Source organism: Oceanotoga sp. (genome assembly GCF_030445905.1).
GTDB classification, from domain to species: Bacteria; Thermotogota; Thermotogae; order Petrotogales; family Petrotogaceae; genus Oceanotoga; species Oceanotoga teriensis.
Genome location: NZ_JASUSU010000070.1, coordinates 1 through 9,418, shown reverse-complemented (window position 1 = coordinate 9,418; position 9,418 = coordinate 1). Strand labels below are relative to the sequence as shown.

At 32.2% G+C, this 9,418-nt stretch carries 10 protein-coding genes and 3 pseudogenes; all 13 read right to left on the bottom strand.

What is annotated here, in order from left to right:
- Positions 1 to 105 precede the first annotated feature (105 nt).
- Entirely contained in the window at positions 106 to 285 is a 180-nt protein-coding gene (locus PWP28_RS13335) for a hypothetical protein (RefSeq protein WP_308644968.1), read from the bottom strand.
- Positions 286 to 539: 254 nt separating this feature from the next.
- Positions 540 to 704: pseudogene (locus PWP28_RS13910) on the bottom strand (IS30 family transposase); the annotation flags it as partial.
- Positions 705 to 933: 229 nt separating this feature from the next.
- The gene (locus PWP28_RS13330; protein WP_308644967.1) at positions 934 to 1,167 is read right to left on the bottom strand and encodes a heavy-metal-associated domain-containing protein; all 234 of its coding nucleotides are present in this window, start codon (positions 1,165 to 1,167) and stop codon (positions 934 to 936) included.
- A gap of 89 nt (positions 1,168 to 1,256) precedes the next feature.
- Positions 1,257 to 3,110: a heavy metal translocating P-type ATPase gene (locus PWP28_RS13325; RefSeq protein WP_308644966.1), complete on the bottom strand. Its 1,854-nt coding sequence runs from the start codon at positions 3,108 to 3,110 to the stop codon at positions 1,257 to 1,259.
- Positions 3,111 to 3,168: 58 nt separating this feature from the next.
- The gene (locus tag PWP28_RS13320; RefSeq protein ID WP_047001639.1) at positions 3,169 to 3,471 is read right to left on the bottom strand and encodes a hypothetical protein; all 303 of its coding nucleotides are present in this window, start codon (positions 3,469 to 3,471) and stop codon (positions 3,169 to 3,171) included.
- 149 nt (positions 3,472 to 3,620) lie between these two features.
- Complete coding sequence (locus PWP28_RS13315) at positions 3,621 to 4,385, bottom strand: Crp/Fnr family transcriptional regulator (protein WP_047001640.1); 765 nt, start codon at positions 4,383 to 4,385, stop codon at positions 3,621 to 3,623.
- Complete coding sequence (locus PWP28_RS13310) at positions 4,382 to 4,624, bottom strand: hypothetical protein (RefSeq protein WP_308644965.1); 243 nt, start codon at positions 4,622 to 4,624, stop codon at positions 4,382 to 4,384. The genes PWP28_RS13315 and PWP28_RS13310 overlap by 4 nt, the downstream gene beginning before the upstream one ends.
- Positions 4,625 to 4,642: 18 nt before the next feature.
- Positions 4,643 to 4,867, bottom strand: a complete 225-nt coding sequence (locus PWP28_RS13305) for a helix-turn-helix transcriptional regulator (RefSeq protein ID WP_308644964.1) — start codon at positions 4,865 to 4,867, stop codon at positions 4,643 to 4,645.
- Between the two features lie 142 nt (positions 4,868 to 5,009).
- Positions 5,010 to 5,153: pseudogene (locus PWP28_RS13905) on the bottom strand (site-specific recombinase); the annotation flags it as partial.
- Positions 5,147 to 5,776 carry an SIR2 family protein gene (locus PWP28_RS13295; RefSeq protein WP_374045499.1) on the bottom strand — a complete coding sequence of 210 codons (630 nt, stop codon included), beginning with the start codon at positions 5,774 to 5,776 and terminating at the stop codon, positions 5,147 to 5,149. The gene PWP28_RS13295 and the pseudogene PWP28_RS13905, both read right to left, overlap by 7 nt.
- 182 nt (positions 5,777 to 5,958) lie before the next feature.
- Positions 5,959 to 6,153 carry a hypothetical protein gene (locus PWP28_RS13290; RefSeq protein ID WP_308644962.1) on the bottom strand — a complete coding sequence of 65 codons (195 nt, stop codon included), beginning with the start codon at positions 6,151 to 6,153 and terminating at the stop codon, positions 5,959 to 5,961.
- 594 nt (positions 6,154 to 6,747) lie between these two features.
- A complete protein-coding gene (locus PWP28_RS13285; protein WP_308644961.1) occupies positions 6,748 to 8,910 on the bottom strand; it encodes an AAA family ATPase in 2,163 nt (720 codons plus the stop codon).
- A gap of 64 nt (positions 8,911 to 8,974) precedes the next feature.
- Positions 8,975 to 9,418, bottom strand: a pseudogene (locus PWP28_RS13280) (restriction endonuclease subunit R); the annotation flags it as partial.

The following is a 9,418-nucleotide window of genomic DNA, read 5'->3' as shown; positions in this document are numbered from 1 at the left end:
ATTCCTTTTTTTACTTGTTTTTATTTTTGTTGCTTTTCATTTACTTGTTTTTTATTTCATATCCCTTTTTTATTGCTCTATTTTTCAAGTCACTATATTAGCTAATTACATTACAATAAGTTTGTCAACTAGATCTCCATCTAAAAATAAACTTTGACCATTTTTTAAATCCTTATGAAGCGCTGATAAATAAATATTTTTTGATTCATCTACACCAAGCTCATTAAAAAGTTTGATTTTAGAGAGACACTCCCCTTTTTCCTGACAATATTTACAAGTTTGCATTAGTTTTTCCTCATTTAATATTTTATATAGCAATTTTTGTTGTGTCTAAAATTCTATTTACCTACATTTACTAGCATTGTTCTATTTTCTAATCGATAAAAAAATTTATAATAATCATAATGACTATTTCCTTATTTTATAGTTTTACCCAAATATTAAAATACTTAAACAAAAGATACAAAAACTATGACTTTCATGATTTGGTTTTCCCACAAGGTTTTTTATAAGACGAATTGTCAAATCAAATGCAACACCTATGGTAAGAAACCAAAAAGTTCTTCTTTAGGTGTTTTATATTTTATACATTTTCTTGGTCTATTATTCATTAAACTTAAGTTATAATTTAATTCATCAATATTTACTTCTGACAAATCCATACCTTTAGGATAAAACTCTCTTAAAAGTCCATTACTATTTTCTTGACATCAATACTACACTTTCTAAATGGCTTGAGCGGAAGTTATAGCTGTCAAATACTAGTAACCAAAATATTTTTATCAGAAATTCTCTTTGTGAGAACATATCCACTGTGGGCTTTCGTGTGTGGGAAGATATCAACGACATTATAACTTGGTAACTGTGTCCTTTACCGTAGATGACATTAACCAGCATCTGATATCATTAAAACCAAACTTATTCCCTCTTATTTTATAAAGCTTTTACTTGAGATTTTATAACTTCATATCCTAATTTATCGATGGCATTTTCAATATCTTTTATAGATACTTTTTCATCATCATATTTCACTCTTACTTTACTTGAATTAAATAGCACCTTTATGCTTTTTTTGTCTACTCCATCTAATGATTTAACTCCATTTTCTATTTTTTGCATACATGATGGACATGTTAATGTTTCTAATTGAATTGTTGCTTTTTGCATTTTTCATCTCTCCTTTAGTTTATGTTAATTGTATTATATACTATTATTATCTATAATAAATTGATTTACATCAAGAATTTTATTTATTTTTATTTTCTTAATTTATAGCGAAGAAGTCTCATACCATTTAAAATCACTACTAATATACTTGCTTCATGTACTAACATACCGATTGACATGTTCATCCATTCACTAAAGAATACGCTGGCAAGAAGGACTAATACAACCCCTACTGCAATAATAATATTTTGAAGCATGTTATTAGCGGTTGCTTTTGTTAAACCTAATGCATGTGGCAAGCGGCTGAAATCTGAATTCATTAAAACAACATCTGAAGTTTCGATTGCTACATCTGTTCCATTTCCCATAGCAATTCCAATTTGTGCTAGAGCTAGTGAAGGACTATCATTTACTCCATCTCCAACAAATGCCACAATTTGACCTTTTTCTTGTAACTCTTTAATATATGTTGCTTTATCTTCTGGCAACATATGTCCATGAGCTTCTGTAAGTCCTAGTTCACGTGCTACTAAATCAACTGTTCCTTGGTTATCACCAGAAAGAACTACTAGATTTTTAACACCAAGTTTTTTCAACTTTTTAAGATCATCTTTTACACCCTGGCGAATTTGATCACGAATACCCATCAATGCTTTTAATTCACCATCAACTGATGTTAAAACAAGTGAATTTCCATTTTTCTCAAATCTGGCAATATTTGCACGAGCTTTTTCACTTAAAAGAATATTTTCTTGCTCCATTAGTGCCACATTACCGACTGCAACTTTATGACCTTCTACATGAGCTACAATTCCTCCACCTTTTACAACATCTGTTTTTTCAACTGTATATAATTTTATATCTCCAATATATTCTACAACTGCTTTTGCTAATGGATGATCTGATTCCTTTTCAACACTTGCTAGATACCCTAATACTTCATATACATTATCTGCATAAATTTCCTTATCAGCTACTTTGGGATTTCCTATTGTTAATGTACCTGTTTTGTCAAATACCATGGTATCTAGTCTGCTAAAGTCACTAATAACCTCGCTACCTTTTAGAAGGACTCCGTGACGTGCTCCATTGCCAATCCCCGCGACGTTTGAAACCGGTACACCGATTACCAATGCTCCTGGACACCCTAAAACTAATATTGTAATTGCAAGTTCAATATCCCTTGAAAATATCCATACAATAAAAGAGAGAACTAAAACAGCTGGTGTGTAGTATTTAGAAAATCTATCAATGAAACGTTCTGCTTCTGATTTTGAATCCTGTGCTTCTTCAACCAACTCAATGATTTTACCAAAAGTAGTATCCTCACCTACACGATCAGCAGTGATTTGAATAGTTCCATTTTCTAAAATTGTTCCGGCATATACCCCTGAACCTTTCTTTTTACTTACAGGAACCGCTTCTCCTGTAATACTTGCTTCATTAATATGCCCTTCTCCTGTTAACACTGTACCGTCAACTGGGATTTTTGCACCCGTTTTAACAAGCAAAATATCTCCTACATCAACTTCATCTATTTCTACTTCTTCAAACTCACCATTTTCCACTTGTTTTAAGGCACTTTCTGGTGCCATTTGAGTTAATTCTTTAATTGCAGAACGTGTTTTATTAAGTGTCCTTTGTTCTAGATAAGCTCCAAATAGAAATAAAAATGTAACAATTGCTGATTCTTCGTAGTTTCTAACTATAAAGGCTCCGATAACTGCAATGGTAACTAAAACATCAATACTAACTACTTTGACTTTTAATGCTTGATATGCTTGAATCGCAATAGGTGAAACTCCCAAAATTGAAGCAATTACTAATGCCCATATGGCTATTTGTTCGTTTTCGAAGCCTAATTTACTGACAAATGCAATTATTATTAAAATTGCACTTACTATTGTAATATGGTTTTTTCTTCCTAATATAAATTTTTGCACATTCATACTCCTCCCTATTAGATTATTTATATCTTTCCATTACTTTGTTTGTTTTCTTTTATGCTTCATATGCTTTATCTAATTCTGCTAACATGTTATATACTGCTTCATAACTTTCGCATACATCACCTGGAACTGTATAATTATCTGTGATTTCACGTAATTTTACAAACTCCTCTTTTAAATCCGGCTTTTCTACTCCCGCATCTTTTGCTTTCTTTGCAAGTTCATCATATACTTTACGAACCTGGTAGAATTCTGGATGATTTCCTCCATGAACTTTTGCTACAACTGGAACATATTGTGCTAATGTTTTTAAATGAGTTTCCTTTACTTGATTAAAATTTAATTGTCTTGACATATTTTTTTCCTTCTTTCTTGTTTTATTTTTTCTTTATCTTGATTATATAATACTATAGATTGAAAGAAATTAAATTGATCTAAATCAAGTTTAGTCTTTTTTAAATGTTTTAATAATTTTTACTACTATTTTACTTTATATTATCACATCTATACCAACAACAATCCATCTAAATCTAAAATCTCAATCTTTCTACCTGATTTTTGTTTTATATATCCTTCATTTTCAAGGTCAGCTAACTTTCTACTAATAGTTTCTGGAGTAGTTCCTAGATAAGAGGCTAAATCCTTTTTACTCATTGGCAATTCAATTTCCATTGGACCATCTCCGCTTTCCATGCATTCTGCAAGAAACAGTGCTAATCTAGTATCTACCTTCTCTGTGGCAAATCTAGTTGTTTGTTTTTCTGATGTTTCTAATCGGTTAGAGAATTCCGATAAAATCTTCAAAGATATAGTAGGGTACTTTAATAAAAATTCTTGCAAATCATTTCTACTAATCATACATACATCGGTATCACTCATTGCTTCTGCATATGCTTCCTGAATTGATTCGCGAAACAAGGCAAGCTCTCCAGTGAAATCGCCTGGATTTAATATTCTCACTAATTGTTCTTTTCCTGATTCAGACAAACGGTAAATTCGAATTTTCCCTTTACTTACAATATATAACAAGTCGGATATATCTCCCTCTCGGTAAATTACTTCACCCTTTTTAAAAGAGGTCGATTTCGTTACTTTCATAATTTCCTCCATCTGTTCTCCTTCTAAATGATTAAAGATCGGAACTACAGTGATACATGAAGCGTGTGAAGCTGACTCATGTCCTTGATGATGAGTGTGAGTAACATCGTGATACCCTTGTTTTTCTATATATTGATTTTTAATTTCATGCATCAAATCCTTTTTTTTCATTTGAATACCCCTTTCATATTCTCTCTTAAGGTCTCTTTAGCTTTTTCCAAGTACCCACGAGTCCAGTAAATGCAGGTAAACTTATCCGGATGAATAATTGCGTTATCATCATAGTCAGGATTTTCCAGTGTACTTTTTAGACGTCCTATTTCTTGCTTAAGTCCTCGGATGGCGGTCATTATTTTTTCTTTTGTCTTTCCTTTGAGATACTCTTCATAGTAACTTTCCGGACTAATCATTATATTAGACCGCCTCCTTTACTCGTTAGATATTTTTATTTCTTCTCCATCTGGTAAAATAAATGCCTGCACAAACTTGACACCTAGCACATCAGCAATGGCCTTCAACTCATCCAAGGTTACTGTTTCTCGTTGTAATTTTTTATTGAAATTCTGTGGAGTCTGGCCAATACGTCTAGCAAGTTCGAAAACACTTATATTCATTTGCTCACACAGTTCTTTAATCATTTCTGCCGTAGTCATACAGCACCTCCAAGTTTACGCTAATAATATTATAAACCATTTGGTTGATAAGCACAATAGTTATTAAAATATTATTATAATCAGCAAGCAAAAGAAAACCCACAACTCTACTGTAGAGTCATGGGCTATTTACTTCTGGTTTTCATATTTCCATTTCGATGCCAGATTTGAAGGCTATGACGAAGTGGTCTTCATAGACTGTAACGCTCTGGATTATCTTCCTTACAAGCTTATCATCATATTCTAAGGTGCGGAATTTGTTCTTGCGGATAAATTCAATCAACTCAAGGTAGCACCAGATAAAATGTTATTAAAATTATCCAGAGTTAAGCTATACCATTCTTCACTTCTATCATTTGTGTTCTTTGTTAGATTCTTATTATCAAAATTACTCGGTGTTAAGATTTTTAGATTTGCCGGCAAAGACCTAATCCCTAAATTATTAATATAACTTTGTCTATCTGATTCTGAATACGCAAAAACATACATCATTAATTCTGGGTTTTTCAAAGCTCTCAAAATCATCTTACCAATGTGTTTATCTTGAAAGGAAAAGCCGATAACAAATAAAACTGATTGTGGTTTGTCTAATTCAAGTTGGAATACCCTCAACATTTCGTGGAAATAATTATTTGAAAATGTATCTTGACCCTCAAGGGCTGTCGGTTTTACAATCATTGGATTTTTAGTAACGTAGCTGTATATATTAATTTTTCCGTGATCTTCTTGCCAATTAACGGATCCATGAGGCTTTATTAATGATATTGATGGAATTTCACTAATATAGTTATCATTTAACCCTTTGTAAGAAACAACTTGGTTGTAATTTGAACTATCTAGCTCTCGTTTAAAATATCCTTTTGCTCCATCATCAAAAACAAAATTGCTATTTAATAGCAATCTATCCACAGCCTTTTCGAGGAATAAATCAAAATTAGTCGTAAAAATATTTGCAGACTTTGGCGTTTGCCTTGAGTTCGAAATGTTAAGAACATCAATTATTACTCTAACCAATTCATAATATTCCTCTAAATCTTCTTTGACTTTATGATCTTCATCAAACTCGTATGTATCGTCTAGTAACTTTTTACTTACTTCTTCAATCTTCTCAGCAAGAAAGTCGTTAGCTGTTTTTTTACAGACACATCTTCCTTAAAATCCTTCATCAACCCAATTGATTTTGCTGATACTCCTGAGCCAATCAAAAAATTAAGTTGCTTTGTTATTGCAAGTTGCCGTAATCGTTTGATTAACTCTCTATCTTTCTTCTTTTCCTCAGTTTCCATTCTCAGAACTCTCCTCTCCAATTAGTCTTAATCTAATCATTATAGATTTTTATCTGTCTTAATTATAAAATACTCTAAGGTCTTATAATATTCAACAATTTAAATAAATAAGGTATAATCCAATCTCACAATCTAAGATGAATCAACCACAGTTATCTTGTCAACTCGCCATTATTTTGCCAACCATCTTATCAACTCACCAAATCAATAACAGCATTGTCTTATGGCTTTTTAAATCCATCAATCTTGGATAGCTTCCCTCAAAGCAAAGAACCGTGATTATCCTTCCGGCTTAGAACCAGATCTCAAATCACCGAAAGCCTTTATTTACTAATCTTATTACACGCTTACTTATCCAACCGTGACATCAATACTACCGTCTCAACATGGCACGATAGGCTCAGATTGATGTCTTGTGTGATTTTTCACATTTATCCGTACGTGGAAACAATTTTATCCCATTTTTATACATTTTACTCGTTAGCGGAAACATATCTATATCACTTTTATACTTTTTCCCGTTAGTGGAAACGAGTCAATCAATATTTCTACCTTTACTTGATGAAGAAACTAACTTATTGATTCAAATTTCAACTACAAGCCGTTTATAAAAGTTACAATATCTGATCGCTCTTTCAAAAGATCATGATCAGTTATATCAATTGCAGGTTGAAATATGCTCAAATTTCCTTCAAAGTGATTAAACTCATTTATTAACGTCTTTTTCGATGTTAATCTAATCCTATTTCGAATCTGTGTGATTTCGTTCTCATCAGGATAAGCAGCATTAATAATCTGGCCCAACTGTTTGTGAGTTGAAGTATCAATCTTAAATTTCTCTACAAGTTTCTTTTCTACCAATAGTCTTAGATACAAGTATAAGAATGAATGTCTCAAGGTCTTATCCAAGAGTGGATACTTTGTCCTGTCTAGAATATTCACACCATCTACCGTCTTGCTTAAAATATCTGTTACGGAAACCTCATAGTTGGCTGGAATGAATTCGCCTTCATTCCCAAATAATTCTATATAAACTTGAGCTATATTGATTCTTTCTGATTTATATCCATGCATTAATTGTGTAAGTTTTTCTTTCAAGTCTACTCTATCTAGTATATTTGCATATCCCCGCATAAAAGGAATCATTGAAATCAGGTATAAATCAACATTTTGAATATGTGGGAATATCTTATTTCTAAATGTTGAAAGTAACTTTTCAAGGCTTATAAGCATTTCTTGTTCATTGTAACTAATAGGAACAAACCCATTCTCTTCACCATCAGTATTGTTTAATAAATACAGCTTATAACATTTTTTATATTGACCATCCAGTAAACGCAACAAATCAGTATTATGGGTCAAAACAATACGCTTTTTATGGTGGAGCATTTTCACTATAGCGTATGAAACTTTATTTTTGTATATTGAATCAAAGCTTGAAATAGGGTCATCAATCACAACAATGGGACAAGGGGAGTTCTTAGCTTTCAAGAACTCGAAAGTCAGTGACAGAAAATTTTGTTCACCTGTACTCAAAGGAAGTTCATCCCTCCCTTTCCCTAAAAACTCATGACTAGACAAAGTAATCTTTAAATTCTTATGATCTCCCCGTTCTAGCACTAGTTTTTTATTCATGCTGTTACTGATTATTTCTTCTATATACAGCATATCTTCTTCTGTAATCTCAGGTTTTTCTGACAAAAGAGCCTGATACTCATCATTTTTCTCTGGTAAATCACTGTTTGTAAATACGGTAGATAATTCATTCATAACCAATCTACAAAATAATTTCTTTGTAGTTAAAAAATCAACTATAAGTTTGTTAATATTAATTTTATCCCCATTACTAATTGCCTCAAGCAATAATCGTTTAATCATGAATGGATCATTATTAGGCACTAAATCGATTATTTTCTCAATAAGTGGTTTAATTTCTTTATCCAAAGATGAAGCTACCTTTGTTCTATTTTCAGATTTTGACTTCAGCAACTTTTGCCAGTCAATTTCTGTAGTGTCACACACTATACACTGATCTTTTTTAAACCTTTCAAGAATAGCAATTGCTTCTGTATTTTCTTCTATCTCATGTACATGAGGATTAGATTGGATATTCCTTGTTTCTAAATTATCGATTTTTTGGATAACAGAATCTTTACTAGCGTAATCCGCTTTCAAAAAATCTAATTTCCTTTGTTCTTCGTCATTCAATTCGATATTAACGAGCGGTATTGTTTTAAATTTCTCAATTAAATCCTCAGTTGAAAAGTTTTCCCCTTTTGATTTTTTATTTACGATATCTTTAACTATTTCTGCTATCTGAGAATTGTCTATTAGATTAATCAAAGGGCTGCTGGCAGCAGAAATGCTATGATTCGACTTCAATTTTGAAATTATCTCACCAATAATTTTATTACGCTCTTCTGACAGGTATTTTTGTAGCTCAAATTCACGTTTAATATTGTCCCCCAGAAAGAAATCCTTAGTTTCACCTTCAATAATATTTCTGTTATTCTGATCATTTATTATGTGAAACACTTCCGAACCATCGCTATAATTTATTCCATCATAAGCAAATTTTAGTTTAGTTCCTTTATGTCCTGCCAACGTTCTAATGAGACTGGTTTTCCCAGTCCCATTAGGGCCGTATATAGCTGTAATTTTTTCATTCTTAGGAAAGCAAATTTCATTATTCTTTGTAAAGGGCCTGAAATCTTTTGCGAAAATCTCATTATTATCAATCAACTCAAATGTTAGCATTATTAACCCCCTTCAATCCTCATGACAAACATACATCAATATACTACACTGATACAAATAAAGACTAGAGCGAATCAATAACCGACAACAAATTCTGATAGGTATCCACATCATGATACTTCACTTCACTTGTAGACAACTCATTAAATAGCTTCTTTGCGCAGGTGATTTTAGCCTGTTCTATCGGTCTCAACTGGAGGCTATCCATTGTGCCTTTAGTTTCCGCTATGAAGAAAATATGTTTTACTGAACCTTTCTTAAATGATATAGCCCAGTCTGGAGAATACTTCCCAACTGGAGTCGGGATGTAAAAACCACGAGGTCCCCTTGGAAGTTTGGCATAAACTACTACTTCATCCGCGCTATCCAAATCTTCAGCAAACCGTCTTTCAATACTATCTGCTGCTGTTCCGTCTGTAAAAATATAATCCTGTATGGCATGTTTAGCTTTAAAGGCTTTAGCATACTCGTCAGAAGCACGACTCATATTGAAAATATCCTGTGAATA